The following is a 1852-nucleotide window of genomic DNA, read 5'->3' on the forward strand; positions in this document are numbered from 1 at the left end:
ACCGGCCAGCGCCGCGTCGGCTCGCTCGGCGACGACCGGCTCGACGACGCCGCCAGCGCCGACACCCTCGGGCTGCTCGCCGCGGGGCGCAGCGGGATGCTCCGGTACGGATACCACGGGCAGCGCCGAGGCAACGGCGTCAGTCTCTTCGTGACCACGTACGCCACGCCGCCCCGGATGATCGTCTTCGGGGCGATCGACTTCGCTGCCGCGGTGGCCCGGATCGGCGCGTTCCTCGGCTACCGGGTCACTGTCTGCGACGCCCGGCGGGTCTTCGCCACCGCGCGACGTCTTCCCGGGGCGGACGAGGTGGTGGTGCAGTGGCCGCACCGCTACCTGGCTACCGAGGTGGCGGCCGGTCGACTCGACGAGCGCACTGTGGTGTGCGTGTTGACCCACGACCCGAAGTTCGACGTGCCGTTGCTGGAGTTGGCGCTGCGCCAGCCGCTGGCGTACGTCGGCGCGATGGGCTCACGGCGCACCCACGACGAGCGGCACAAGCTGCTGACCGAGGCGGGGCTCAGCCCGCAGCAGCTGTCCCGGATCGCCTCACCGATCGGGTTGGACCTCGGTGGTCGTACCCCTGAGGAGACCGCGGTGAGTGTGGCCGCGCAGATCGTCGCGGCCCGGTGGGGCGGCACCGGCCGCCCTCTCGCCGCGCTCGACGGGCCGATCCACCGGTCGGGGTAGCGCGCCCGTCGGTGCCGGGCCTTCGGCGCCCATCGGGGCGCGCGCTGTGCCAGCCTGGTGCCACGGCGATCGGTTCGGCGAGCGGCGGCCGGCGACGACGAGAGGAACGGCATGGGATACGCGGTGGTGCTCGGCGAAGCGCTCGTCGACCTGCTCGACAGCGAGGTGGACGGGGAGCGGGTGTACCGGCAGGCCATCGGCGGTGGGCCGCTCAACGTCGCGGTCGGGGTGGCCCGACTCGGCGGCGCGGCACAGTTCGTCGGCTCGCTCGGTGATGACGCGCTGGGCGGCCGGATCCGCGCGTTCCTCACCGCGGCCGACGTCGGGGTGGCCGGTGCGATCACGGTGCCCGCGCCGACCACGCTGGCGGTCGTCACGTATGCCGGGCCGGAACCGGATTTCCGTTTCTACGGCGAACCGACCTCCTACGGACTGCTCGGCCCCGACGATCTGGAGCTGGCGCTGCTGGAGGGTGCCGACGTGCTCTACTGCGGCTCGATAGTGCTGCTCCAACCCGGCACGCTGGCCGCTGCCCGACGTGCCTGGTCGCTCGCCACGGGTTTGCGGGTCTTCGACCCGAACGTCCGTCCCCGGCTGCTGACCGGGCCGGGGACGCTGGAAGGGCTGCGCGAGGTGGTGGCGGAGTTCGCGGCCGGCGCGCACCTGGTCAAGCTGAGCGCCGCCGACGCCGTCCTGCTCTATCCCGGTGAGCCGGTGGAGGGGGTGGCGGCGTACCTGCGCGAGCTGGGGGCGGCCACGGTGGTGGTGACGCTCGGCGCGGCGGGTGCGGTACTGGCAGCCGCCGACGCCGACCCGGTCCGAGTTCCGGCTCCCAAGGTCACCGCGATCGACGCCACCGGCGCGGGCGACTCGGTGATGGCCGCGCTCATCGCCGACCTGCTCGTCGACGGCGAACCGGAGAACCCGTCGGGCTGGGTCGACCGGGTGGCCTTCGCCCTGCGGGTGGCCGGCCTGGTCTGCGAGTCCCCGGGCGGTGCCACCGCCATGCCCACCCGCGCCGCCGTCCAAAACCGCTTCAACCCCTGATCCCACCCCGCGCCCCCGCCCTCACTCCGCCGATCTTGCACCTTCGGTTAGTGATTGGTCCGGTTTGCCCATATGTGGTGCCGCAGAAAGTGCAAGATCGGCGCGGGATGGCGGG

Annotated in this window: 2 protein-coding genes; both read left to right on the top strand. The window is 73.2% G+C overall.

Annotated features, from left to right (window positions below):
* Window positions 1-690: XdhC family protein (locus KBX53_RS31800; protein ID WP_210863507.1), on the top strand; the 690-nt coding region annotated here is incomplete at its 5' end.
* Window positions 691-801: 111 nt separating this feature from the next.
* Window positions 802-1737 carry a PfkB family carbohydrate kinase gene (locus tag KBX53_RS31805; RefSeq protein WP_210863509.1) on the top strand — a complete coding sequence of 312 codons (936 nt, stop codon included), beginning with the start codon at window positions 802-804 and terminating at the stop codon, window positions 1735-1737.
* Window positions 1738-1852: the final 115 nt, after the last annotated feature.

The sequence above is a fragment of the Micromonospora sp. M51 genome, assembly GCF_018070305.1.
Classification (GTDB): Bacteria; Actinomycetota; Actinomycetes; order Mycobacteriales; family Micromonosporaceae; genus Micromonospora; species Micromonospora parva.

Excerpts from the sequence above, each read along its gene's own strand:
- KBX53_RS31805 (WP_210863509.1), top strand. The coding sequence starts at position 802 with ATGGGATACGCGGTGGTGCTCGGCGAAGCGCTCGTCGACCTGCTCGAC.